General features: G+C 39.9%; 22 protein-coding genes and 1 pseudogene. 2 read left to right on the top strand and 21 right to left on the bottom strand.

Annotated features, from left to right (window positions below; all coding sequences use genetic code 11):
* Positions 1-89: 89 nt before the first annotated feature.
* The 4 genes and pseudogenes from recG to RCG17_RS21500 form a co-directional block, all read right to left on the bottom strand.
* Positions 90-2,138, bottom strand: a complete 2,049-nt coding sequence (gene recG / locus RCG17_RS21515) for an ATP-dependent DNA helicase RecG (RefSeq protein ID WP_308172106.1) — start codon at positions 2,136-2,138, stop codon at positions 90-92.
* A 129-nt stretch (positions 2,139-2,267) separates the two neighbouring features.
* On the bottom strand, positions 2,268-3,950 hold the full coding sequence (locus RCG17_RS21510) for a DAK2 domain-containing protein (RefSeq protein WP_308172105.1): 1,683 nt from the start codon (positions 3,948-3,950) through the stop codon (positions 2,268-2,270).
* 15 nt (positions 3,951-3,965) lie between these two features.
* Positions 3,966-4,328: an Asp23/Gls24 family envelope stress response protein gene (locus tag RCG17_RS21505; protein WP_308172104.1), complete on the bottom strand. Its 363-nt coding sequence runs from the start codon at positions 4,326-4,328 to the stop codon at positions 3,966-3,968.
* 279 nt (positions 4,329-4,607) lie between these two features.
* Positions 4,608-6,079: pseudogene (locus tag RCG17_RS21500) on the bottom strand (succinate CoA transferase).
* Between the two features lie 436 nt (positions 6,080-6,515).
* Here RCG17_RS21500 and rpmB point away from each other — a divergent pair.
* Positions 6,516-6,704, top strand: coding sequence for a 50S ribosomal protein L28 (gene rpmB / locus RCG17_RS21495; protein ID WP_256235977.1), 189 nt, complete (start codon positions 6,516-6,518; stop codon positions 6,702-6,704).
* A 130-nt stretch (positions 6,705-6,834) separates the two neighbouring features.
* Here the strand turns inward: rpmB and spoVM are convergent, their stop codons facing one another.
* From spoVM to RCG17_RS21410, 17 genes are all read right to left on the bottom strand, one after another.
* On the bottom strand, positions 6,835-6,918 hold the full coding sequence (gene spoVM, locus RCG17_RS21490; RefSeq protein WP_256236150.1) for a stage V sporulation protein SpoVM: 84 nt from the start codon (positions 6,916-6,918) through the stop codon (positions 6,835-6,837).
* Positions 6,919-7,011: 93 nt separating this feature from the next.
* Positions 7,012-7,659, bottom strand: a complete 648-nt coding sequence (locus RCG17_RS21485; RefSeq protein WP_308172103.1) for a thiamine diphosphokinase — start codon at positions 7,657-7,659, stop codon at positions 7,012-7,014.
* A gap of 53 nt (positions 7,660-7,712) precedes the next feature.
* Positions 7,713-8,357, bottom strand: a complete 645-nt coding sequence (rpe, locus tag RCG17_RS21480) for a ribulose-phosphate 3-epimerase (protein WP_308172102.1) — start codon at positions 8,355-8,357, stop codon at positions 7,713-7,715.
* Between the two features lie 4 nt (positions 8,358-8,361).
* Positions 8,362-9,243, bottom strand: coding sequence for a ribosome small subunit-dependent GTPase A (rsgA, locus tag RCG17_RS21475; protein WP_308172101.1), 882 nt, complete (start codon positions 9,241-9,243; stop codon positions 8,362-8,364).
* Positions 9,244-9,331: 88 nt separating this feature from the next.
* A complete protein-coding gene (pknB, locus tag RCG17_RS21470) occupies positions 9,332-11,299 on the bottom strand; it encodes a Stk1 family PASTA domain-containing Ser/Thr kinase (protein ID WP_308172100.1) in 1,968 nt (655 codons plus the stop codon).
* Positions 11,300-12,052, bottom strand: coding sequence for a Stp1/IreP family PP2C-type Ser/Thr phosphatase (locus RCG17_RS21465; RefSeq protein WP_308172099.1), 753 nt, complete (start codon positions 12,050-12,052; stop codon positions 11,300-11,302).
* 4 nt (positions 12,053-12,056) lie between these two features.
* The gene (gene rlmN, locus RCG17_RS21460) at positions 12,057-13,127 is read right to left on the bottom strand and encodes a dual-specificity RNA methyltransferase RlmN (protein ID WP_308175909.1); all 1,071 of its coding nucleotides are present in this window, start codon (positions 13,125-13,127) and stop codon (positions 12,057-12,059) included.
* A gap of 24 nt (positions 13,128-13,151) precedes the next feature.
* Positions 13,152-14,501, bottom strand: a complete 1,350-nt coding sequence (rsmB, locus tag RCG17_RS21455; protein WP_308172098.1) for a 16S rRNA (cytosine(967)-C(5))-methyltransferase RsmB — start codon at positions 14,499-14,501, stop codon at positions 13,152-13,154.
* A gap of 2 nt (positions 14,502-14,503) precedes the next feature.
* On the bottom strand, positions 14,504-15,448 hold the full coding sequence (fmt, locus tag RCG17_RS21450; RefSeq protein ID WP_308172097.1) for a methionyl-tRNA formyltransferase: 945 nt from the start codon (positions 15,446-15,448) through the stop codon (positions 14,504-14,506).
* The gene (def, locus tag RCG17_RS21445) at positions 15,445-15,927 is read right to left on the bottom strand and encodes a peptide deformylase (protein WP_308172096.1); all 483 of its coding nucleotides are present in this window, start codon (positions 15,925-15,927) and stop codon (positions 15,445-15,447) included. Before def ends, fmt begins: the two co-directional genes overlap by 4 nt.
* A 101-nt stretch (positions 15,928-16,028) precedes the next feature.
* The gene (gene priA, locus RCG17_RS21440) at positions 16,029-18,437 is read right to left on the bottom strand and encodes a primosomal protein N' (protein WP_308172095.1); all 2,409 of its coding nucleotides are present in this window, start codon (positions 18,435-18,437) and stop codon (positions 16,029-16,031) included.
* Entirely contained in the window at positions 18,434-19,642 is a 1,209-nt protein-coding gene (gene coaBC / locus RCG17_RS21435; protein WP_308172094.1) for a bifunctional phosphopantothenoylcysteine decarboxylase/phosphopantothenate--cysteine ligase CoaBC, read from the bottom strand. Before coaBC ends, priA begins: the two co-directional genes overlap by 4 nt.
* Before the next feature lie 109 nt (positions 19,643-19,751).
* A complete protein-coding gene (gene rpoZ, locus RCG17_RS21430) occupies positions 19,752-19,970 on the bottom strand; it encodes a DNA-directed RNA polymerase subunit omega (RefSeq protein ID WP_308172093.1) in 219 nt (72 codons plus the stop codon).
* A gap of 2 nt (positions 19,971-19,972) precedes the next feature.
* Positions 19,973-20,587: a guanylate kinase gene (gene gmk / locus RCG17_RS21425; RefSeq protein WP_308172092.1), complete on the bottom strand. Its 615-nt coding sequence runs from the start codon at positions 20,585-20,587 to the stop codon at positions 19,973-19,975.
* 9 nt (positions 20,588-20,596) lie between these two features.
* Positions 20,597-20,860, bottom strand: a complete 264-nt coding sequence (gene remA, locus RCG17_RS21420; RefSeq protein ID WP_308172091.1) for an extracellular matrix/biofilm regulator RemA — start codon at positions 20,858-20,860, stop codon at positions 20,597-20,599.
* 58 nt (positions 20,861-20,918) lie between these two features.
* A complete protein-coding gene (locus RCG17_RS21415) occupies positions 20,919-21,794 on the bottom strand; it encodes a YicC/YloC family endoribonuclease (protein ID WP_308172090.1) in 876 nt (291 codons plus the stop codon).
* A gap of 85 nt (positions 21,795-21,879) precedes the next feature.
* Positions 21,880-24,558 (bottom strand): cation-translocating P-type ATPase, encoded by a 2,679-nt coding sequence (locus RCG17_RS21410; RefSeq protein WP_308172089.1) that lies wholly within the window; start codon positions 24,556-24,558, stop codon positions 21,880-21,882.
* A 136-nt stretch (positions 24,559-24,694) separates the two neighbouring features.
* Here RCG17_RS21410 and RCG17_RS21405 point away from each other — a divergent pair, with 136 nt between their 5' ends.
* Positions 24,695-26,410, top strand: coding sequence for an Rqc2 family fibronectin-binding protein (locus RCG17_RS21405; protein WP_308172088.1), 1,716 nt, complete (start codon positions 24,695-24,697; stop codon positions 26,408-26,410).
* Positions 26,411-26,436 lie beyond the last annotated feature (26 nt).

Here is a 26,436-nt window from a genome sequence, read left to right as displayed (position 1 = left end):
GATCTTATGACTAGGTACTAATAGTAGTATAAAATTTGAGGTGCCGGATTGCAACTATTAGTTTCTAAGAAAAGGGGGCTTCCCTTTTCTTAGTCCAGCTTTTCTCCTGCCAAAACTCCAGATTTTTCAAGTTCCCTTCTAAGTTGCATATATTCTTCCCCTTTCCAAAACTCCTCTGACTCTATTAGATAGGAAGCATCATTTCTTGCTGTTTCCAGAGCCCTATAATCATGGACCATGTCAGCTACTTTAAATTCAGGAACACCACTTTGTTTTCTTCCAAAAAAATCCCCAGGGCCGCGAAGTTCTAAATCTTTTTCACTTAGAACAAAACCATCCGCCGTCTCGGTCATTATTTTCATTCTTTCCTTCCCAACATCTGATTTTGGATCAGCTAAGAGGATACAGTAAGACTGTTCACCACCACGGCCAACTCTTCCCCGTAGCTGATGGAGCTGAGAAAGACCAAAACGCTCGGCATCATAAATCACCATGATCGTTGCATTCGGGACGTTTACGCCAACTTCAATAACGGTAGTTGACACAAGCACCTGCAGATCGTTTGCTTTAAATTCATTCATAACAGCTTCTTTTTCACCAGCATTTAAGCGCCCATGCATGAGACCTACTTTGTAGCGATTTTGAAAATAGTGTGTTAAGGTGTTGTGGACATCAATCGCATTTTGGACATCTAATTTTTCAGACTCCTCAATCAAGGGACAAATGACATAACCTTGGCGGCCTTTTCGTAATTCTTTTTCTACAAATCCAAGCACTCGGTCCAGCATATCCTGCTTGGCCCAATACGTTTCAACGGTTTTCCTGCCCTGAGGCATTTCATCAATAATCGATACATCCATTTCCCCAAAAACAGTGATGGCCAGTGTCCTTGGGATTGGGGTTGCCGTCATAAACAACACATCGGGATTTTCCCCCTTTTCACGGAGAACCCTGCGTTGTTCGACTCCAAACCGATGTTGTTCATCCGTTATCACTAAGCCAAGTTTATCGAATGTTACCTCATCCTGAATCAAAGCATGCGTTCCAATTAAAACATCTATTTCACCTTGGGCAAGCTGTAATAATAACTCTTTTCGGTGTTTTCCTTTTATCGAACTGGTCAAGAGAGCACATCTTACCCCAAAAGGATCTAACATTTCCTTTAATGACTCAGCATGCTGTTCAGCTAATATTTCAGTCGGTACCATCAATGCGCCTTGAAACCCGGCTGTTACACTGGCATACAGGGCAATTGCCGCTACAGCCGTTTTCCCCGAGCCGACATCACCTTGGAGCAAGCGATTCATTCGATATGGTGATTTTAAATCTTTTAAAATTTCATTCACCACTCTTTTTTGCGCATTTGTAAGCGGAAATGGCAAGGAATCAATAAATCCCTTCAATTGTGGCAGCTGATAATGTTGCTCAAGGCCTAAAGAATGTTCTCTCTCAAATTTTCTTAACGCTTGTATTTTTAACTGAAAAAAGAGAAACTCTTCATAAACAAGTCTTCGTCTTGCCTGCTTCACATCTTCTTGATCCATTGGAAAATGCATGGCCCGATAGGCATCTCTACGATGTAATAAACGGTATTTTTTCACAAAGGCTTCAGGAAGCGTTTCTTCAATGAGATGTCCATACTGGTGGAATGCAAGATTAATAAACTTGCGAATTCCTTTCATTGTGATCTTACCTTTTAGAGCGTACACGGGTTCGAAGTCTTTTACCTTTTTACACGGACCTGTATTTAGCTCGTTGCCTGTAATCGTTTGCCGATGCTGATCCCATTTTCCCGTTACCGTAACTGTTTCGTTTATTGCTAACTTCGGTTTTAGATATGGTTGATTAAAAAAAACAACTTGGATTAAATAGCGCCCAACTAAGAGACGAATTGTTAATCTAGATTTTTTTTTCGCATAATAGACAAGAGAAGGCTCACTATGAACCTTCCCTTCAACCGTCACTCTTTCATCATGGTTTACCTCGGCTAAATCGCGAAGCCGGTAGTCTTCATAACGATAAGGAAAATATTCTAAAAGATCATTTACTGTGTGAATTTTCATTTCTGCAAGGGATTCGGCTGTTTCTTCGCCGATCCCTTTTAATATCGTAACCGCTTGTGTTAGATTATCATTCACGATATTTGACCGGTCCACCGATTCGATTTTCTAAATCGGTGCTGCCGCCAACCCTCCCTATAAATTTTTTTTAGTAAACATGTAAAAAAGAAGGGAATAAATTTCTCCCCTTCTATTTTAACTTTTTATTTATTCAATTGAAAAGATAAATGAATATAATGGCTGTTTGCCATCGTGTACTTCTACTTCAACATCTCCGTAATGTTCTTCTACATAGTCTGTTAAAGTTTGTACCTCTTCTTCGCTTACGTCTTCTCCATAAATGATCGTTAAGATTTCAGAATCGTCATCAAGCATTTCCTCAAGCAGGCCTTCGGCTGCTTTAAGTTTCTCTTTATCTTTAACGACAATTTTCCCTTCAGCAATGCCCATAAAGTCATTCTTTTCGATGTCTAAACCATCGATATGTGTATCACGGACAGCGAAGGTAATTTGGCCCGATTTTACATGACTCATAGCTTGAGTCATAGCTTTTTCGTTTGCTGTTACATCGGAATCAGGATTAAAAGCAAGGAGTGCAGACAGACCTTGAGGGACTGTTTTAGAAGGAATGACGTATACCTCCTCCTCACTGACATCCTTTGCCTGCTCTGCAGCCATGATAATATTTTTATTATTTGGCAGAATAAAGACTTTTTTCGCATTCACTGCTTTAATAGCTTTAACAATATCCTCTGTACTTGGATTCATTGTTTGGCCGCCTTCAATAACTACATGTGCCCCAATACTGCGGAAAAGATCTGCAACTCCTGAGCCCATTGATACGGTAACAATTCCATATTCCTGCATTTGGCTTTGTGTTTGCGGTTTGTCAGAAACCAGCGGTGTATGCGATTCACCAACAATATTGGTATGCTGCTGACGCATATTTTCGATCTTAATATTAATGAGGCTTCCGTAACGCTGACCATAACTTAAAACAGTTCCTGGCTGTTCAGAGTGAACATGCACTTTAACAAGCTCATCATCAGCAATAACAAGCAAGGAATCCCCCAAAGCACTTAAGTCATTCCGAAATCTTTCTTCTTTAAAAGGATTCTTTGTGAGTTTATCTTGTTCAAACTTGACCATAAATTCAGTACAATAACCAAAAACGATATCTTCTGTATTGATATGGCTTTGCACACTTTTGTGGTGTTGGGCATTTACTAATTCATTCATCGAGGGAGTACTTTCAGGTGAGGTTGGGAGTTTCTCTCCTTTTAATTCAGCCAAAAATCCCTCATACACCAAAACAAGTCCTTGACCGCCGCTGTCAACAACCCCTACCTCTTTTAAGACAGGTAACAAGTCTGGGGTTCTTTTAAGAGAAGCTTTTGCTTCTACTAAGACTTCTTCCATGATTTTTACAAGATCGTCCGTTTTTTGGGCTGCCTCAATTGCTTTATTCGCTGCATCTTTGGCAACAGTCAAAATCGTGCCTTCTACTGGTTTCATTACAGCTTTATAGGCCGTTTGAACACCGGCTTCAAGAGCTTGAGCAAATTCACGGCCTGATATTGACTCTTTACCTTCAATGGATTTAGCAAACCCTCGGAATAATTGAGAAAGAATAACACCTGAATTACCGCGAGCACCCATTAATAAACCTTTTGAAAGTGATATACCCACATTTCCTATATGTTCTTGAATATTAGTTTTAACTTCTTTCGCTCCGGAGGTTATTGATAAATTCATGTTTGTTCCCGTATCCCCATCTGGAACGGGAAAAACGTTTAAGGCGTCTACCATTTTGGCATTGGCTGATAGATGATTCGCACCCTGAATCACCATCTCGGCAAAGCGCCTTCCATCTAATGCTGTAATTGACACAAAGCTTCCTCCTCATCAGGGATTGGTAACACGTACTCCCTGAACAAAAATATTTACTGAATCAACGGAGAGGCCAACCGTCTTATCAAGAGTGTATTTAACTTTTGATTGCACATTATGGGCAACCTCTGAAATTTTTGTTCCATAGCTAACGATAATGTACATATCAATATGTACTTCTTCATTTTGTTGACGTACAAGAACACCTTTGGTGAAATTTTCTCTACGCAATATGTCCGTTAGGCCATCTTTTATTTGGCTTTTTGAGGCCATTCCGACGATGCCATAGCAATCGATTGCTGCTCCTCCTGCAATGGTGGCGATTACTTCATTTGATATATCAATTTGTCCTAGCTTCGTTTTTAATTCAATGGACATGAATCGTTCCCCCTTTACAATGCACGCTGGCTACAGTCATTTTACTATAGTATATACAATTTTAAAAGACAAAGAAGTAAAGAAAACTCGCCGATTGGCGAGCCCCTAAGGGCGAAGACAGAGGCGTAGTTGCACTTATGCTAATAAGAAAGTATAAATTTTGGTAAAAATTTATACTTTCTTATTAGCATAAACAAAAAGGCTGCTTTACATTTTATGTAAAACAACCTTTCTGCGAAAAGGATCGCTCCTTATTCATTCACAAACAAAAAGCAAGAATTATAATTTTACTTTCATAGCTTCTTCTGCAAGCATGCTACCATTTTTCTCAAAATTCACATACCACGACAAAGCTTTTTCCATTACATGTGGTGTGTGTCCGCCTCGTGTTAGAGCCTCATAGTAATAATCATATAATTGAGGACGATATGAAGGATGCGCACAATTTTCAATGATCACGAGTGCCCTCTGCCTTGGAGTCAGTCCCCTTAAGTCAGCGACACCTTGCTCTGTAATTAATACATCTACATCATGCTCAATATGGTCAACGTGCGAAACGAAAGGAACAACACTTGAAATTTTTCCATCTTTTGCAACAGATTTTGTTACGAATATTGCAATACGGGCACTGCGGGTAAAGTCTCCAGAGCCGCCGATCCCGTTCATCATTTTCGTACCAATAACATGGGTTGAATTTACATTTCCATAAATATCAAATTCAAGTGCAGTATTCATTGTAATTAATCCAAGACGACGTGCAACTTCTGGATTATTGGAAATTTCTTGTGGGCGCAGGACAATTTTATCTCGATAGTTTTCCAAGTTACCAAATACATGGTCCATTTTTTCTTTTGATAGGGTAAATGCACCGCCGGATGCAAATCTGATTTTATCTGCATCAATACAGTCGATGACAGCATCTTGCAACACTTCAGAGTATAACGTCAAATCTTTAAATTCCGAATCCAGGAATCCATAGAAAACTGCATTGGCAACAGAACCTACACCCGATTGAAGAGGCGGCAAGGGCTCTGGTAGTTTTCCAGCCTTTATTTGTTCACGCAGGAAGTTGATTAAATGATTTGCAATCTTTTTGGTATCTTCATCCGGTTCCACAAGCGACTTTGGTGTGTCAATCTGATCGGTAATAACAATTCCTTTAATTTTCTCAGGATCCACTTTAATATAAGGCGTTCCAATACGTTGATCGACGGCAGTCAAAGGAATAGGCTGCCGCCCTTCGTGCGGCCCAAGGTTGTACACATCATGAAACCCTTCCAATTCTGGAACCTGTGCAAGGTTTAACTCCACAAGTACTTCTTTCGCATTTTCGATGAAAATGCAGTTATTCCACCGGAAGTAGTCGGTACAATATAACCTTCTTCCGTAATGGCAACCGCTTCCACAACAGCCACATCAATAGAAATGACCTGATCACGAATCATATCAGCTGTATCTGATAGATGGGGATCTAAATAATCGATATTTCCTTTATTGATTTCATTTCGTGTATGTTTATCAGACTGAAAAGGCAGTCGTAGCCCTACAATGCCAGCTTCAGCTAAAACGGTATCAATTTCAGGTCCAACAGAAGCTCCCGTATAGACATTTATTTTAAATGGCTGCCCCTCTTTTTTAGCCTGTTCAGCAAGTGTTACAGGAATCACTTTAGGATCACCTGAAGAGGTAAATCCGCTGAAACCAATACTCATACCGTTTTTAATATAATTGATTGCTTCTTCTGCGCTCATTATGCGATCAAGCAAATGAGGATTTTTAATTCGATTTTGATAGTCCACTTTTTTTCTCCTTTTCTCCCTTTTTCAATCTATTTTAACTAATCAAAACCCTGTATTATAACAATAGAGATAAAATTATATTATTTTAGGATAAAAGCTTTATTTTTATGGTTTAAATTGCTAAAATCAATCAGAAACTTGATTATTTTTGTTTCTGTATTATAACAATAAATAGATCGCTATCCCCCATCTATTTTCTCAATGTCAAGGTATTTTTCTTGAAAGCTACGCGTTATACTATTGCAATCTAATACGTTGTATGATAAATTATTAAAGTATCTTTAGGCAGGAAATATGGTTATACCATTTTCTTTATCTAACCGATGGAAACATCTAAATTAGTCTTTTTAAAGCATTATTGCTTTTGGTTATTAAGGAGGGGAAAAATATGCCACGTAAATGTGTTATAACTGGTAAAAAAACAACTACTGGTAACGCACGTTCTCACGCAATGAACGCTAATAAGCGCACATGGGGTGCAAACCTTCAAAAAGTTCGTATTCTTGTTGATGGAAAACCAAAACGTGTTTGGGTTTCTACAAGAGCGTTAAGATCCGGTAAAGTAGAGCGCGTATAAAACGCAACATCAATTAGACATCCTTTATGGGTGTCTTTTTATTTTTAGGCTGTGTTTTGCGCTCTAATGTAAAAGGCACCCTAAAATAGGGTGCACAGTTTTTGATAGGTTTTTAGAAAATACATTTATTTTAGTCGTTTTTCTTAAAAGCCCCAATCATCGCTCGGACAAGTCCGCCTAAGAATCTCGGCAGTTTAATTGTATAAAATTTCATATTGTCCCTCCTCACAATCTTACACTGCTTGAGCGTAACACCATATCATATTATTCAAAGGAAAGAAATAAGTACTTACTTTTAATAAGCTTTTTAATCATTGCTTCTTACCACTATTAATATGCCTTCTGAAAAAGAAAAAGTACCACAATCCCTAATAAGCTCATTACTAATACATAATGTCGAACCAATTGAAATATGACAATCTTTTAAAGGGTACTTAAAGCCTTCAAGCGTGAGATCCTGAATATTTAAGGTAACGGGGATAAAAGAAATATATTTTTTTTCATACATTTTTTTTATTTCATATTTTCCTGCTGCTTTCACAAAAATGATATTTTTGCGGTCAATCAGAAAAATTTCAGTTTCTGTCCCTGCTAAGACAGGTTTGATTAATAGTTGAACGTTAGCGAAAAAATGGTCAAGCCTTCCGCCGCTTGCACCAAAAACTCGTATCTGGTCTGGTTTCTGTTTTATTGCCCAATTTAAGGCCAGTTCCATATCGGTTTCATTTTTTTCAGGTTTGAATTTTTCTAGGTGTTTTACTTTTTTTTCAATTTCAGTTAATTCTTCAGTGGATACGGAGTCAAAGTCACCAAAGGCAATGTCGGGTTGAATACCACTGCTTATTAGGGTATACACTCCTCTATCTACGCCAACCCAGATGCTATCCGCTTCATAGTAATTATTTAATTCAGGGAGCAGGTCTGCAGGTCCTCCTCCTAAAATATTGATGATCATCTGTTATAACTCCCTTCAAAGAAAAAAGCCAGCAACTACGCTAGCTTTTTCCATTAACCTCTTATTAATTCAATGGCTTTTTTTCGGTCTTCTTGATTGTAAACAGCAAAGCCGGCAACAAGAACGGTTGCTCCAGCTTCGATGCAAAGCTTGGCTGTTTCAGGATTGACACCGCCATCAATTTCAATTTCAATGGCAGCTCCTTTTTCGGCAGCTAATTCTTTTACTTTCTTGATTTTAGGCAATACCTCGGGAATAAACTTTTGACCGCCAAAACCTGGGTTAACCGACATTAGCAGTACCATATCAATATCAGCAATAATATGCTGAATCGTTTCGACTGGTGTTGCTGGATTAAGCACAACTCCTGCCTTCACTCCTAAAGATTTAATCAAGTGAAGGGTACGGTGAAGATGTCTTGTGGCCTCCACATGAACGGTTATATAATCTGCTCCCGCTTTTGCAAATGCCTCAATATATTGGTCAGGATCCTCAATCATTAAGTGAACATCAAGCGGAAGCTTTGTAACAGGCCTAATTGCCTCTACAATCAAGGGCCCAATCGTAATATTAGGTACAAAATGTCCATCCATTACATCAACATGGATGAGATCTGCACCACCTTGTTCAACATCTAAAACCTCTGCCCCCAATTTTGCAAAGTCTGCAGATAATATGGACGGTGCAATTTTTACCATCTCTTTAATACCTCGGCTTTCTATCTTTTATCTCTTGTAAAAAATCTAAGTAATGCTCATAGCGAAATGCTGGAATTTCTCCAGATTCAACAGCTGCCTTCACACCACATTTTGGTTCCTTTAAATGGAGGCAGCCTCTGAACTTACAATATTCACTCTCCTTTTGCAGTTCAGGAAAACAAAAGGTTAGATCTTCGGCATCAATGTTTGTAAATTCCAGTGAACTAAATCCAGGGGTGTCCGCAACGAGACCATGACCAACATGAATTAATTCTACATGCCTGGTTGTATGCTTTCCCCGTCCAAGATGCGAAGAAATATCATTTGTCTTTAGATCAAGTTCGGGTTTTAAAGCATTCAATAAAGACGATTTACCAACACCCGATTGTCCCGCAAATACAGAAATTTTATTTTCTAACTGCGGGAAAAGCTGTTCAATGCCTACTTCGGTTTCACTCGAAGTTAAAATGACGACATAACCTGCACGCCGATAGCTTTCAACGTATTGTTCAATTTTCAAATGTTGTTCGGGTGTCGCTAAATCTAATTTGGTTATACAAATTAGCGGTTGTATATGATTAAATTCAATCAAGACCAGAAAACGGTCTAATAAAATAGGACTGAAATCTGGCTCAACTGCAGAAAAAACAAGAATGGCCTGGTCCACATTGGCAATCGGAGGCCGAACCAATTCATTTTTTCTTTCTTTAACTTCAAGGATATATCCTTCTTGTACATTTTCAGCTTGAAAAACAACTTCGTCTCCGACGAGAGGAGTAATTTTATTTTTTCGAAACACCCCTCTCCCCCGACATTGAATGATCTCATCATTTTGAAGGACATAATAAAATCCACTTAAAGCTTTGATGATCTTTCCTTCAGGCATAGCAACACTCCTTGGCAGATTGCCATTTCTTTCGTAAACTTCAACTAATTTGGGTTACTTTTTTCACAGCAAGCTTTTAGAACTTGTTTTACTGTACATTATCATAATTAACAAATTCATCAGTAATTACGGTGCCATCACGCACTACTTTATATTCAGCTGTTTTCCCATCTGCGATATTTAAATCAATCTCTCTTTTACTATCTTCTGAAATATTGAAGGTATCAGCCGGGACTGTAAGAGTATGGTTCATATCATCAATATATATTTGGATACTTTGTGTTTTCCCTGGTTCTGTAGGCTGATATGGGATTGAAACTTCTTGTTTATACGCTTTTGGCGGTTTTTCTTCTACACCCTTTGAAATAATAACCGAAACCTTATCTCCCTTTTGCATTTCTGTTCCAGCAGTCGGCGATTGAGAGATTACCATTCCTGCAGGTACAGTGTCACTGTATTGTTGCTGGCTACCGTCAAATGTTAAGCCTTCCGATTGGGCATAATCCTGAGCTGCTTTTGAGCTGTATTGTGTAAGATCTTTTAGCGTAATTTTTTTCAGCCCTTTACTTACTTTAAAGGTTATAACTGCACTATCAGGTGAAACCTTTTTCCCAGCAGGAGGATCTTGTCCAATGATGGTTCCGGCTGGATCACTATCACTATAGGCCTCGGTTTTGGTAATATGTTTAAAGTCTTGGCCTTTTAAGAGGCTGGCCACATCATCGTATTGGCGTCCAGTATAATCACTAAGTTCATATTTCTTTTTGCCAGATGATGTATATAAATTAATTTTCGTCCCCTCTTTAGCTGTAGTGCCTGCCTCGGGGTCCGTTTTAATAACCTTGCCTTTTTCGATCTTATCATCCGTCATCGTACTTGTTTTACCAATCACGAAGCCTTTGGTACTAAGTGAAGAAACCGCATCATCATAGTTTAAACCGCTGACATCAGGAATCGTAACATCCTTTGGAAAAAAGCTCGGTAATGTAAAAATAACTAAAATCACAATAATGGCTAGTGCGGCTAAACTGGAAATTAAAATAATCGGCCACTTTTTACGTTTTTTCTTATTATTCCCCTTTTTTGTGTCATCTGGCGATTTAATTATATGTTTATCTGTATTATGAACGAGGGTTTCGTCCAAACTTTGTATAGGGTGATCACTGGTGATGATCGGAATTGCTTTAGTTGCTTCTTCATCGATCGGAATATAAAACTTCGGTTCATTTAAACGCTCAGGGTCGAGTGCTGTTCTAAGGTCCTCCTCCATCTCCTCGACACTATTGTAGCGATGAAAAGGGTCCTTTGCCGTTGCTTTTAAAACGATATTCTCTACACTTTGCGGTATATCCGGATTCCATCTTCTTACTGATGGTGTCTCGGATTGTAAATGCTTAAGGGCAATCGAGACTGCTGATTCACCTGAAAAAGGCAGTCTGCCTGTTAAAAGTTCAAAAAAGACAATTCCAAGGGAATAGATATCCGATTTTTTATTTGCCATTCCTCCGCGGGCTTGTTCAGGCGATAAATAATGAACAGAACCCAGAACAGAATTGGTCTGCGTAATACTTGTTGCACTCAAGGCCATCGCAATTCCAAAATCGGTTATTTTTACTTTCCCATCCCGATCTACCAAAATATTATGCGGCTTAATATCGCGGTGGACAATATTATTTTGATGGGCATGTGCAATGGCTGAGGTTAACTGGCGCATAATTCCAATTGCCTCTTCCACACTTATGGGAGAATATTGCTGTATGTATTGTTTTAATGTTTGACCGTCAACATGCTCCATGACGATATAATAAATATCATCTTCTTCACCAACATCAAAGATATTCACAATATTGGGATGCGTTAGACTTGTTGCTGACTGCGCCTCCCTGTGAAACCTGCGAATAAATTCTTCATCATTTGTTAGATCAAGTCGGAGCATTTTTACGGCTACATTTCGATCAAGGATCATATCATGCGCGAGATAAACATTGGCCATTCCCCCGCCGCCGATCATATCCAAAATTTTATAACGGCCGCTTATTCTTTTCCCAATCATCATCTATTTAACACCCTCACTAGGTTCAGAAAACTCAACAATCGCCAGGGAAATATTATCTTCACCGCCATAGTCGTTTGCAAGAGAAATAAGCTTTGCTGCTTTTTGCTCCAGTTCATCATCGTTTGCGAGTATTTCTTTCATTTCTTCTTCACTTACTTTATTGGACAACCCATCAGAGCATAATAATAGAACGTCGCCTGCTTCAAAAATAATCGTTTTAATATCCATTTCTACTTTTTCCTCTGTGCCTAAGGCGCGCAGCAATACATTTTTCCGCGGATGGTGCTCTGCATCCTCCTTAGAAATTTGCCCAAATCGAACAAGTTCGTTTACGAGAGAATGGTCTTCCGTAACCTGTTTAAACCCTGATTCATTTAGCAAATAGCATCGGCTGTCACCGATATTGGCAACGGTAGCGAAATGCTCTGTGCTAATGGCGGCAACAATGGTTGTCCCCATTCCATCACATTCAGAATGATTGCGGGCATGGTTAAACAAAATTTCATTTACATTTGAAATATGCTCTTTTAACCACTTTTCTGCTATGTCAGCCGTATTAATTCCTTTTGCGATTTCCCACTGTTTTTTTAATTCTGTTAATGTCATCCCGCTCGCTACCTCACCAGCAAGGTGACCGCCCATTCCATCGGCAACAATGGCTAGGCGATGACCTTCAGGATTTAAAATAACCCCGCCAGAATCTTCATTATGCTGGCGAACTTTACCTTGGTGTGTCATAAATACAGCTTTCATTCGATCACCTCGTCTCCTCTTTCCGCTCCTTTGCACGAAGTTGTCCACATGCTGCGTCGATATCATGACCGTGCTCTCGGCGGATGGTTACATTAATCCCATTTTTCTTTAATGTTTTTTCAAAAGCAAAGATTTGATCTTTTGGCGTTCTAACATAATTCCGCTCTGGAACATAGTTAACAGGTATTAGATTAACATGACATTTTAGCCCTTTTAAAAGAAGAGATAATTCTTCGGCATGTGCAACCGAATCGTTTACACCGCCAAACAGGCCATATTCAAAACTAATCCGCCTTCCTGTCTTATCGATATAATACCGCACTGCATCCATTAAGTCATCAAGTTTATAAGCTTTATTGATCGGCATTAATTTTGACCGCAATTCGGTATTTGGAGCGTGTAGGGAGATGGCAAAATTGATTTGCATATTTTCATCGGCAAACTGATAAATTTTTGGAATAATGCCGCTTGTTGAAACCGTAATATGACGAGCACCAATATTTAGCCCTTTTTCGTGATTGATAATTTTTAGAAAAGACAACATATTGTCATAATTATCAAATGGTTCACCGATTCCCATAATGACGACTGAACTGACTCGTTCATCGGTTTCATCCAAGGCCTGCTGAACAGTAACTACCTGAGAAACAATTTCTCCTGCCTCAAGGTGGCGCTTTAGTCCTCCTAAAGTAGAAGCGCAGAAGGTACAGCCAATGCGGCAACCCACTTGGGTTGTAACACAAACCGAATTTCCGTAATCATGGCGCATTAACACCGTTTCAATGGAATAACCATCATGAAGCTCAAATAAAAACTTGATTGTCCCATCAGAAGATGTTTGTTTAATGATTGTTTTTAACGTCGTAATCACAAAAGCGCTCTCCAGCTTATCTCTTAACCCTTTTGATACATTGCTCATTTCCTCAAAGGAAGAAATTCTTTTTTTATAGAGCCAATCAAAAACTTGTTCTGCACGGAATGGTTTTTCACCATTTTCAGCTAACCACCCTTTTAATGCCGGCAGTTGTAGTGAATAAATGGAGGGTTTGATTGTTTCTGTTGCTTCGTTTGTCATGGTTGTATTAATTTGTTCCAACCGTTACACCTTCTTTCTTAAGCAAGCAATATAAAATCCGTCTGAGCCAAAGTCTTGCGGTAAGACCTGGAGGTCAAAACCAATAATAAGCGGACGTACGGCTTCGGGCATCCTATCTTTAAAGTTAGTGTCCCCTTCAAAATCAAGATGGTGTTTCAAAAAGTCCGCAACCGTATTTTCGTTTTCTTCACGGTCTACCGTACACGTACTATAAACAAGTACCCCGCCTTTTTTTACAAGGGATGAGACAGATTCCAGCAAGTCTCGCTGGATATTGCTTAATTGAAATATATCCTGTTCTTTTTTTGTATATTTCATATCGGGCTTTCTTCTCATCACACCAAGCCCTGAGCATGGGGCATCGAGAAGAACTCGATCAAAGGACTCTGGAGGAAAATTTTCAGCTGCTTGGCGAGAGTCCATTGTTCTTGTTTGGATATTGTGCAGCTCAAGTCTTCTTGCATTATCGTTGATTAATTTTACTTTGTGTTCATGAAGATCAAGTGAGATCACTTGTCCCCTATTTTTCATTTTTTCGGCAATATGGGTACTCTTGCCTCCCGGAGCTGCACATGCATCTAACACCATTTCATCTTTTGCTGCACCAAGCGCATAAGCAACGAGCATGGAGCTTTCGTCCTGAATCGTCAGCAAGCCTTCCTTAAACGCAGCGGATGATGCAAGATTTCCTTTTAATGCTCGAATTGCTTCAGGTATGATCGGACTTAGTTCTAATTGAAATCCTTCTTCAAGAAGACGCTTGGAGCATTCTTCTCTGGTAATCCTGGTGGTGTTGACCCTTGCCGTTTGCAGCGGCGCCGTAAGATTGATCTCGCCCATTGCCTTTGTTCTTTCATAGCCAAATTGCTCAATCCATCTTTTGATCAGCCATTGGGGATGGCTTGTCTCGATCGCAAGCCGTTCTGCGGCATCTTCAATCGATGTAAGGGAAGGAAGACCCTCGCGTTGAATGCTTCTCAAAACACCATTTACCATGCTTGCGATTCCTTTATGACCGCGTTTTTTAGCAATTTCTACAGCTTCAAAAATCGCTGCCCGATCAGGTATTTTATCAAGATAGACCATCTGATAAAGGGTAAGCCGCAGCAAATTTTTGACCCAGCTTTCTATTTTATTCGCTTTTTTTAAAAAAGGCTTTAAAAAGAAATCCAGCGTCATTTTTCTTTGCAAAGTACCGTACGTTAGTTCCGTTAATAACCCGATATCCTTTGTTGGCAAATAATTTTTTTCAATCGCATGATGCAGAAGCAAATTGCTGTACGATTGATTTTTTTCGATTGTCTCTAACAATTCAAGCACTGTTTCACGAACATTCTTTTTCTTCGAATTCATTATTACTCTCCTAGCTTAACCCCTGTCGTTAGTTTGGACCCTGCTCCCCTTAAAAAATCCTCTACAGACATTTTCGTTTTACCAGAAGGCTGAAGCTCTTTAATCCTTATCAGGGTATCATCACCTGTTATTACCGTGATTCCCTCTTGTCCAACTTGGACAATGGTTCCCGAGGTACCACTAGCTTTACCTGGAATTTTTTCGGCATTCCAGATTTTTAATATCTTTCCATCCAGGATCGTGAAAGCAACCGGCCATGGATTTAATCCGCGGATATGGTTATAGATTTCCTCCCCTGATTTTGTCCAATCCATTTTTTCCTGTTCGCGTTTGATATTAGGAGCAAATGTTGCTAACGTCTCATCTTGCGGTGTAGCAGTCAGGTTTCCTTCAAGCAACAGGGGCAATGTTTCCGATAATAATTTTGCACCTGCTATGCTTAGTTTGTCGTGTAATGTACCCACATTGTCTTCTTCCGTAATTGGTACTTCCACTTGTGTGATAATATCACCCGCATCAAGCTTTTCAGCCATATACATAATTGTAATTCCTGTTTTTTTCTTGCCTTGTAGGATTGCATAATGAATCGGTGCACCGCCTCGAAGCTCTGGTAAAAGGGATGCATGAACATTAATACAGCCATGGGCTGGTGCTTCTAGAAGCTCGTTAGGTAAAATTTGTCCAAACGCTGCTGTAATGATTAGGTCAGGTTTCAATGCTAAAACTTTTTCAAGTTCATTCTTTTCACGAATTTTTTCAGGCTGATAAATAGGAATTCCTTGTTTTTCAGCCTCAACCTTTACCGGCGGTGGTGTCATTACTTTCTTTCTTCCGACAGGACGGTCCGGCTGGGTTACGACTGCAATCACCTCAAATCCATCATTAATGACTTGCCTTAATACAGGAACGGCGAAGTCCGGGGTTCCCATAAAAATAATTTTTGTCATTCCTCTTGTCCTCCTAGCTCCTCATCCGTTAAATACCTGGTAACGAGCGAAGTAAATAAAACACCATGTAAATGGTCGATTTCATGTTGGATTGCCCGTGCTAAAAATCCTTCCGCTTCCAAAGTATACTTTTTTCCTTTTCGATTAAGTGCTTCGATCTTTACGTAATTTGGTCTTGTTACTTCCCCATAAATTCCTGGAAAGCTTAAGCAGCCCTCGGGGCCTGTTTGCTCACCAGAAGTTTCTAGTATCCGTGGGTTGATCATTTCAATTGTCCCGTGATCGTCCTCAACATCAACTACCGCAATTTGTTGGTCTAATCCAATTTGTGGGGCGGCTAAGCCCACACCGTCATATTCAATCATTGTATGATACATGTCATCCAGCAGCTTGCCAAGTTTTTTATCAAACTTTGTTACTTCCTTGCATTCCTGCTCTAATATTTCTGCTGGGTGCATGACTATTTTTTTTACCGTCAAAAAAAGCTCCTCCAATAAACCGTTAATTTGCTATTATTCATTTTCGCCCAAAAAATCTTTATTTAAAAATTGGCTGTGTTAAATTTGGCTGTTGATTTTCGCTACATCAATATATATGGATTGGTATCTACTGAAACTTGGAGGCCTGCTGCAGCTTCCTTCTGATATTGATTAAGGATGTTCTTTAGAGTTACGGTCAAGTTTGGTTCCCGCTTGTATTTAATCAAACACTGATAGCGATAGCGATTGTTAATTCGCGGGATTGGCGAAGCCACTGGTCCCAGGACAACCGTTTCATTTGAAAGACGGGACCGAACATACTGGACAATCTTTTCCGTTACCGATACGGCTTTCATTAATTGCTCGTGGCTGATATTGATCATTGAAAGATAATAAAAGGGCGGATATTTATGAATTTTCCTTACCATCATTTCCTGGTTATAAAAAAGGTCATAGTCTTGTTTTCCGGATAATTCAATACTATAATGCTCCGGCGTATAGGTTTGAATCACCACTTCACCGGGAAGTTCATGGCGTCCTGCCCGACCGCTGACTTGTGTTAACAGTTGAAATGTCTTTTCGGACGAGCGAAAATCTGGCAAATGCAACATCGTATCCGCAGAGAGAACACCCACAAGAGTGATATTCGGAAAATCAAGACCCTTAGCAATCATTTGGGTACCTAATAAAATATCAGCTTTTCCTTCTTGAAAGTCTGTTAACAGACGCTCGTGTGATCCTTTTCGACTCGTTGTATCTACATCCATACGGATCACTCTTGCCTCAGGAAGGATTTTCCCCAGCTCTTCCTCAACTTTCTGTGTCCCTGTTCCAAAATAGCGAATATGCTCACTGCCGCATTCAGGGCATGCGGCTGGCACCCTGCCCTCATAACCGCAATAGTGGCATTTCATTTGTTCTGTTACGCGATGATAGGTTAAGGAAATATCGCAATTTGGGCAATTGACGACATAACCGCAATCCCTGCACATGACAAATGATGAAAATCCACGTTTATTTAAAAACAGGACCGTTTGTTGTTTTTTTTCAAGGCGCTCCTGCAATTTTTCAAATAAGGTTCTTGAAAACATCGAACGATTGCCGCCTCTTAGTTCCTCACGCATATCAATGATTTCTACCGCAGGCAGTGCCTGTTCATTCATTCGGCTAGGAAGGGTTAAGAGTTCATAAACGCCTTTTTTCGCTCTGGCAAAGGATTCTAAAGCTGGTGTTGCACTTCCTAAGACAACAGGGCAGTTCGATCTAACAGCTCTTTCAATGGCGACATCTCTTGCGTGATAGCGAGGCATTTCTTCCTGTTTATAGCTTGTTTCATGCTCTTCATCAATGATCATAATGCCTAGATTTTCAAATGGTGCGAAAATCGCTGACCTTGCCCCTACAACGACCTTAACTTCCTTACGTTGAATCTTTCGCCATTCATCATATTTTTCACCTGCGGACAAGCCGCTGTGCATAACAGCAACAAGATCACCAAATCGCCCTTTAAAGCGATTAACCATTTGCGGTGTTAAACTAATTTCCGGAACAAGTACAATGGCCTCTTTCCCTCTGTTAATAACATCTTGAATCGATTGCAAATAAATTTCTGTTTTACCGCTTCCTGTTACCCCATAAAGTAAAAATACTTTATGGAGATTATTTTGAATACTATCTAGAATTGGTTCAATTGCTTCCTTTTGTGCTGCTGTTAAGGAAAGAGGACTCGTCCTTTTAAATTCCCGATTTTCATATGGGTCACGATAAACCTCCATATCCTTTTCTGCTATTAAGCCTTTTGCAGCCAAAGGCTTCACTGCAGAAGCAGACAATCCTAAATCATGAAGCTTTCTATATTCAATCGGGGCGGAATTTAAAATAAAATAACTTACTAGCTCTCTTTGCTTCCCTGCTCGTGCCGGTATTTGCTCGAGTTCCATTGTTAATTCTTCTGCTGACATGAGGGGAAGAACATATTTTAATTTTTTCTTATGAAGCCGTTCTTTTACTTCATAAATCACTTCTAACTTTCCTGCAGCTGCTTCTTTATGCAATTTCCGTTCAAGGCTGGAATTCAATACAAGATCCCACGCCAATTCCCGATTATTTTGAAACAGAGGTTGTAGTTCCTCTGGAAGTTCTTCACGATTAATTCCCGGAGCCAAGCTTACTTTTTTCTCATACTTTGCTTTTAACGCAGCGGGAAGCATCGCTTGGTAGGTGATAATTTTAAAGCTTAATGTGCTTTCCGTTAACCAATGTCCAAGCTCTAATAAATCCTTATTTAAGACAGGTACCAAATCGATCGGTTCAATAATCTCCTTTAATTTATCAAAGTCCGAGTGCAATTTTAAACCAATAACAAATCCTTGAATTTTTCTGGGTCCAAACGGAACAATTACCCTAATCCCAGGCTGAATAATGTCCATCCATTTATCTGGAATAAGATAATCAAACGCTTTATCAGTTTGTTTTGCCGGGACATCTACAATAACACTGGCAACATTCATTGCTCCCGATCCTTTATCAGCTGAAAAATTTCAGCGATAATTTTATCTGCGACTGCTTGTTTTGCCATTAAGGGCAAGTTTGCGACTGTTCCATCCTTTTTGAAAAGGGTCACAATGTTGGTATCAGTGCCAAAGCCTGCCCCAGCTTCTTTAACATTATTAGCCACGATCATATCTGCATTTTTTTCTCTTAACTTCTTTATTGCGTACTCTTCGATATGATTTGTTTCTGCAGCGAACCCGACAAGAATTTGGTTTGTTTTTCTTAGTCCAAGCTCTTTAAGAATATCCTTTGTTCTTTCAAGCTCAATGACCGCATCTCCTGGCTGCTTTTTAATTTTATGGTCATAACTTGTTTTTGGCCGATAATCTGCTACGGCAGCTGTTTTAATCACAACATCAGCATCATCAAAAACATTGACACAGGCATCATACATTTCTTGGGCACTTTCAACCTTAATGACTTCCACACCAGTAGGGGCAGAAATTGACACAGGACCTAAAATTAAGACGACTTTTGCACCAGCTTTTTTTGCAGCTTCTGCAAGGGCATAGCCCATTTTCCCAGTAGAATGATTGGAAATAAAGCGGACAGGATCGATCTTTTCCCTTGTTGGGCCAGCGGTAACAACCACCTTTTTGCCTTCTAAACTTAATGGTTCCTTATGAAAAAACTTTTCGATCAAAGCAACGATTTTCTCCGGTTCCTCCAGACGACCTTTCCCTATGTACCCGCAGGCAAGAAAACCTTCACTAGGCTCGATAAATTGGCAGCCCATTTCTGCTAAAATAGCAAGGTTCTTTTTGACAGCGGGGTGTTCGTACATATGTACATTCATGGCAGGGGCAATCCATACTGGAGCTGTTGTTGCTAATAAAGTTGTTGTAATCATGTTATCTGCGATTCCACTGGCCATTTTACCAATCGTGTTTGCGGTTGCCGGAGCGACGATGACAAGGTCGGCCCAATCAGAAAGGTCAATGTGAGCAATTTTTTGAGGGTTTTTCTCGTCAAACGTGTCGGTATATACTTCGTTTCGGGATAGGGCTTGAAAGGATAATGGTGTGACAAATTTTGCGGCAGAATCACTCATCAGCACCTTAACCTGCGCCCCTGCTTGAACAAGCTTACTTGTCAATGCGACAGCTTTATATACAGCTATACCTCCAGTTACACACAATAATATTTTTTTGTCCTTCACCATTATATCCCCCTATTCTCATTTATCTCTATTTTTCCATTATGATTGATAATAAGCAATGTTTAAAATAAAGAAAACTCGCCAGTTGGCGAGCCTAGGTTGTCGCTAAAAACTATTCTCCTTGAACTTCTGGTTTTTTGGCAATTCGGTAGGTTAGTTCGCCTGCGTAAATTTCCTCTAACGCTTTTCCTACACATTTATGGGATACATACTTTGTTAATCTTTCATCCCTTTTTTGCGACATAACACGAGCACGCTTTGCGGCTACAGAAACAAGCGAGTATTTTGAATCAATTTTTTCTAACAATCGGTCAATTGACGGATATAACATAATTATTCAGCCTCCAGTACTTTTATATAGCGATGTTCCACTCTTTGCCTGCGGCAATGCTCGGCAATAATAATTGCTTTCACCTTTTCGCAGGCATGTTCGACATAATCATTCTCAATCACATAATCATATAAACTCATCATTTCGATTTCTTCGCGGGCAGAAAGCATGCGGTTATTGATTAGGTCCTCTGTTTCTGTTCCTCTTGTGACAATCCGATTTTTAAGTTCAGATAAACTTGGCGGCATTAAAAAGATAAATAAGCCCTCAGGAAACTTTTCCCGAACTTGGCGAGCCCCTTTTACTTCAATTTCTAAAAAGACATCCTTTCCGGAGTCAAGAGTCTCTCTTACATAATCAACAGGAGTCCCATAATAATTACCAACAAACTCGGCATATTCTAATAGTTTTCCTTGCTCAATGAGCGATTCAAATTCTTCTCTTGTTTTAAAAAAATAGTCAACCCCATTTATTTCACCTTTGCGGGGAAGTCTTGTCGTCATGGAAATTGAATAGACAAAATCATTATTTGGCTGGGAAAATATTTGTTTTCTCACCGTTCCTTTCCCAACCCCTGAGGGACCAGAAAGGACAATAAGTAATCCTTTTTCTTGCATTATTTCGTCCTACCCTTCATCAGTAATTTCATCTGGGCCCGCAAGCCGATTTGCTACCGTTTCCGGCTGAACAGCTGACAGGATCACATGGTCGCTATCCATAATAATAACAGCGCGTGTGCGCCTTCCATATGTAGCATCGATTAATGATCCCTGATCGCGGGCATCCTGGATGATCCTTTTTATTGGAGCGGATTCAGGGCTGACAATGGAAATAATCCGATTAGCGGATACAATATTTCCATATCCAATATTAATCAATTTTATTGACATGATGATTCCCCAATCTATCCATATATTTTGGACGTGTCTAACATTTTCTAAACCATACCTATTCTATATTTTGAATCTGTTCTTTTAATTTCTCAAGCAAACTTTTCATATTCACTACTTTTTTTGCAATATTGGAGTCATTTGCCTTCGAACCAATTGTGTTAGCTTCCCGATTCATTTCCTGTACAAGAAAATCCAGTTTGCGGCCGATAGGCTCCTGATCTTCGAGCGTCTGGTAAAATTGCTGAACATGACTAATGAGCCTTGTTAACTCTTCATTAATATCCGCCTTATCAGCAAACACGGCTACTTCTGTCAAAATTCTTGATTCATCAAACTGCCCATTTAAGAACTCCTGCATTCTTTTGGTCAATCGTTCTTGATATGCTTTTACAACCAACGGCGCATCGTTTCTAAGATCACGAACAACTTTTTCGATTTGATGCAAATTGGCGGTAATGTCCTTCTTTAATTCTTCGCCTTCTAAAATTCGCATTTTTTTCAGTAACTGTGCTGCCTCTTCGATGGCGGTCAGTACTAAATTTTCAAGTTCTTCGTTTCCGCCTTCACTTTCTTCTATATGTACAAGTTCTTCTCGATTCAAGAGGTCTTGTAACGTTAGGTTTCCTTCAATTTTATATTTTTCCTTTGCTTCACTAATGAACTGATGATATTCCTCGATCAGTTTCCAGTCAACATGTACCGTTCGGGTCACATTCCCTTCACCTTCGAGGGTCACATATACTTCAACTCTTCCACGGCGTATATATTGATTTAACTTTTTTTTAATTTTTTCTTCTATTTTTAAGAGCTGACGGGGCATGCGGATATTAAATTCACAAAAGCGGTGATTGACCGTTTTTATTTCAACTGTTATCGAAAATGCTCCGGATTCTGCTCTGCTTCTACCAAAGCCTGTCATACTGATAACCATCTTCAGCACATCCAATCTACTATGAAGCCAAAAGTAAATAAAAGGTAATAGATCATCTCTACTACCTTTTGGATTATATCATAATTTATTTTGTTTTTCTTGCCAAAAATGAACCAGCAAGTAAAAAAGTTGGTATTGAGGATAATCCAATGATGAGAAGCCAATCCTTTCCTGCGATTGGTAGCGTATGGAAAATTGGCTGCAAAGGCGGATAATAAATGACAACAAGGACCAAAGCAAGCGACGAAATGACCGACCATACTAAGAACATATTGCCAAATGGATTTCTTGACAATACTGATTTTTCACTGCGGCAATCAAATACATGAATTAATTGAGCCATGACAAGGGTTGCAAATGCAACAGTCTGAGCATATGACAGTTTGGATGAATCATTATGATAAACAATCATAAAAGCAAGCAAAGTCATTGCTCCAATTAAAAATCCGCGGGAAACGACTTTCCAGCCAAGACCTCTGGAAAATACTCCTTCTTTAGGGCTGCGTGGTTTACGTTTCATTACGTTTTCTTCAGGAAGGTCAACTCCAAGTGCCATTGCAGGCAGGCCATCAGTTACGAGATTAACCCAAAGGATTTGGATGGGTACCAATGGAAGCGGCAGACCAAGGATCATTGCGAATAACATCACTAAAATTTCACCCACATTTGAAGCAAGCAAATAGCGAATGAATTTACGGATATTTTCATAAATGTTTCTTCCTTCTTTAATTGCCGCTTTGATGGTTGCAAAGTTGTCATCCAATAATACAAGTGCAGAAGCCTCCTTAGCAACATCGGTCCCGGTGATTCCCATCGCAACTCCAATATCCGCTGCCTTAATGGCAGGTGCATCATTTACCCCGTCACCTGTCATCGCAACCACATGACCACGGTTTTGCAGAGCTTTAACGATTTTAAGTTTATGTTCGGGAGAAACCCTGGCAAACACGGAAACATTTTCGACCTCATCTTCAAGATCATCGACTGACATATTCGCTAATGCCTTACCATCTAGTACTTTACTTTTATTTGTATAGATTCCAAGCTGTTCGGCAATTGCTTTTGCCGTAATAACATGGTCACCTGTAATCATGATTGTTTTAATACCAGCTTCTTTACACTCCTTAACGGCTTGTTTCACTTCTGGTCTTGGCGGATCAATCATTCCCTGAACACCAATAAAGGTTAAGTTTTTTTCAGCTTCGAGCTCACTTAAAATAACCGTATCTGCTGGGACAGATTTAAAGGCAATGGCAATCGTTCTTAATGCTTTAGAAGCGAGGGTGTTGATTGCATCCTGAACCTTGCCAGCCATATCCGTTCCAAAATGCTGCAGCCGCCCTTCCCAAAGGATGGATTCACTCACACCAATAAGAACATCTGGTGCTCCTTTTGTAATGATAAAATGGCGGCCCCCCGAATCTCTTACGTGAATACTCATCATTTTCCTTGCTGAATCAAATGGAAATTCATTAATAATCGTGAATTCATTCAAGAGCTTGTCTCGGTCGAATCCTGCCTTCATCGCACTGACCAACAATGCACCTTCTGTTGGATCGCCGTCAAGGGCAATATCATCCTCATTATTTATTAATCTTGAGTGATTACAAAGCATTCCAAACAAAAGCATCTGCTGCAATGACTTCTCTTCTTGAACCTGAATGGGATTTTCCCCATGATAAAATTGCCCTGATGGTTCATAGCCTACACCATCAACAGTCCAATTTTTCCCGCCGCTCCACAGATGGGTAACGGTCATTTTGTTTTGTGTTAAAGTTCCTGTTTTATCAGAGCAAATCACCGAGGCACAGCCAAGAGTTTCAACAGCTGGGAGCTTTCTGACAATGGCGTTTTTCTTAATCATTTTTTGCACGCCAAGTGACAAAGCCACTGTTACAATCGCCGGCAGCCCTTCAGGTATGGCGGCAACCGCCAGTGATACTCCTGCTAAAAACATCGTATATAAATCATTCCCTTGAATGACACCGATTACCACCACAAGAACGGTTAAAAATAGGGCAGCCACAATTAAGATTTTCCCTAATTGTTCTAAGCGCCGCTGTAATGGGGTGTCAGATGCCTCGGCGGTCTGCAATAAATTAGCAATTTGCCCCATTGCCGTTTTCATACCGGTGGCAATGACGACACCCGTACCGCTGCCCCTGGTCACCATCGTCCCCATGAAAGCGATATTTTCCATATCTCCAATCCCTGGATTATCAGCATGAAGAGGATCATTATGTTTGGCCACTGGTAATGATTCACCCGTTAAGGCAGATTCTTCAATTTCCAGACTTTTTGACTCGATAATCCTAACATCAGCCCCAATACGGTCTCCACTGGTAAAACGTAAAATATCACCGACTGTTACTTCTTTCGAAGGAATTCGAACCCACTCCCCGTCCCTTAATACATGAACTTGCGGAGCAGATAATTCTTTTAATGCCTGAAGGGATTTCTCTGCCCTTCGTTCTTGGAAAAATCCTAAAAAGCCATTTGTAATGACAATTGCAATGATGGCAATCGCATCAATGTATTCACCAAGCAGACCAGAAATTAATGTTGCCGCCAGCAGAACAAGCACCATAAAATCTTTGAATTGGCTAAAAAATAAGAGCAAAGCCGATTGCTTTTCCCCTTCTTCCAGTTCATTGTAGCCCAGCTGTTTGATTCGTTTTGTTGCTTGTTCCATCGATAATCCGGACGAAAAATCAGCATCTAATGCTTTTTCCACTTCGTTAATATCCATTTCATGGAACTTCATCTCTTCAACCACATCCCCTTAAAAAATCATCCAGAGTTTATCTCTCAACAAAGCTTATTCAGCCTCGTCCCAAAAAATGCTATTATTATATACGTAGTTGAAATGTTCAATAGAACTTAGAAGAGGATGTATACCGATGTCATTTGATGGTTTATTTACAAAAGCAATGGTTTCTGAGCTCACTAGCTCGTTGAAGGGCGGGAGGATTAATAAGATCCATCAGCCATATAAAAACGAAGTCATCCTAATCATTCGTGCCGGCGGGGTCAATCATAAACTCCTGCTATCTGCACATCCAAGCTATGCCAGGGTTCAACTTACACATGAAACATATGACAACCCTAGTGAGCCGCCAATGTTTTGTATGCTGTTAAGAAAATATTTAGAAGGTTATATTTTAGAGGATGTCTATCAGGTTGATTCTGACCGTATCATCATCTTTGAAATTCGTGGCCGCAATGAAATTGGTGATATCAGCCATAAGCAGCTGATTGTCGAGATCATGGGCAGACATAGCAACATTATTTTAGTGGATAAACCTCGCCAGCTTATTTTAGACAGCGTGAAACATGTTTCATTTGCCGTTAATAGTGTTCGTGCCATCTTGCCAGGACAGCCATATATTGCCCCTCCGGAGCAGCACAAACAGGATCCTTTTTCAGCAACCGAGGAGGATGTTTTAAAGAGTCTCGACTTTAATAGCGGTAAACTCGATAAACAGCTGGTTGAGTATTTCTCAGGTGTTTCTCCTCTATTTGCAAAAGAGGCGCTGTTTAAAAGCGGAATTGCCAATCGAACGACCTTGCCAAAAACATTTATCGGGATGATCGATTTGCTCAAACGTGGGGAACTTTCTCCTGCGATTACTGAGACAGGGAACAAAGAATCTTTTTACCTTTTCCCGCTTGAGCATTTAAAGGGACAATCAAGGATTTTTTCCAGTCTTAGCGAAATGCTCGACCGTTTTTATTTCGGAAAGGCAGAACAGGACAGGGTTAAACAATTTTCCCATGATTTAGAACGGTTTATCGTTAATGAAAAAGAAAAAAATGAAAAGAAAATTATTAAACTCGAAGAAACTCTAAAAGAAGCAGAACAGTCTGATCAACTTCAGCGCTACGGGGAATTGTTAACGGCCAATCTTTATGCAGCAAAAAAAGGGATGAAAGAAATCGAAGTCATCAATTATTATGATGAAAACGGGGCAACAGTCATAATCCCTCTTGACCCACGGAAAACGCCATCTGAAAATGCGCAAAAATACTTTTCAAAATATCAGAAAGCCAAAAACGCAATCTCGGTTGTTGTCGAGCAAATTGATAAAGCGAAAGGAGAAGTCGAGTACTTTGATTCGCTGCTCCAGCAGGTTCAAAGCGCTTCTCCAAAGGATATCGAGGAAATTCGTGAAGAGCTTGTGGAAGGTAGATATATTCGTGAACGTCAAAAGCGCCATGGGAAAAAGGCCAATAACGCTAAACCAATACTCGATCATTATCTTGCCAGTGACGGAACTGAAATTATTGTTGGGAAAAATAATAAACAGAATGATTATTTAACGAATAAACTTGCTGCCCGAGATGAAATATGGCTGCATACAAAGGATATCCCTGGGTCGCATGTGGTCATCCGCAGTAAAGAGCCGGCTGATGCTACGATCCGTGAAGCAGCAATCCTGGCGGCCTATTTTAGTAAAGCGCGTCAATCAAGCTCTGTCCCAGTTGATTTTACAAAGGTCCGTTATGTCAAAAAGCCAAGCGGCGCTAAACCTGGATTTGTCATCTATGAAAACCAGCAAACTGTTTATGTAACACCAGATGTGGAAGTAGTATTGACATTAAAAAAAAGCATATAAAATAAACGAGTGAACCCCGTTCTCCT

The sequence above is a fragment of the Neobacillus sp. PS3-12 genome (genome assembly GCF_030915385.1).
GTDB lineage: Bacteria > Bacillota > Bacilli > Bacillales > Cytobacillaceae > JAEVLT01.
The sequence above is the reverse complement of the archived record's forward strand: the minus strand, read 5'-3'. Positions and strand labels throughout refer to the sequence as shown.